General features: G+C 59.0%; 1 protein-coding gene. It reads right to left on the bottom strand.

Annotated elements, in window-relative coordinates; all coding sequences use genetic code 11:
* Positions 1 to 333, bottom strand: a 333-nt coding sequence (locus KJQ96_RS38890; RefSeq protein ID WP_249735104.1) for a transposase, incomplete at its 3' end; no start/stop codon positions are given.
* Positions 334 to 349 lie beyond the last annotated feature (16 nt).

Raw genomic sequence — 349 nt, 5'->3', positions numbered from 1 at the left:
GACCTTGTCGATGCTGCGCAGGAGGAACTGGCGGAAGCCTCTTGCCTGCTTGATCTGACCGAAGACGGGCTCGACGATCTGTTTTCGCAATCGATATCGGCTTCGATAGCCTGCGCGCTTGAGCTTTGTGCTCATTCTGGCGACGAGCGTGCCGGATTTGAGCTTTCTTTTTGTCGTGGCCGCCTTGGTGCCGTGCTTTTGCCGTCCGGTGGCGACGTAGCCCTCGATCCGGCGTCGAATGAGCGTGCGAAGATTGGCTTGCGAGCAATAGCCTGCATCGGCCGACGCTTCATCCGGGTTCTTCCCGAGATTGGCTTTGATGGCATCGAGCAATGGCGCAAGCTGCGCC

The sequence above is a fragment of the Bradyrhizobium sp. sGM-13 genome (assembly GCF_018398875.1).
Taxonomy (GTDB): Bacteria; Pseudomonadota; Alphaproteobacteria; order Rhizobiales; family Xanthobacteraceae; genus Bradyrhizobium.
Note: the sequence above shows the minus strand (reverse complement) of the source record. Positions and strands in the feature narration are given on the sequence as shown.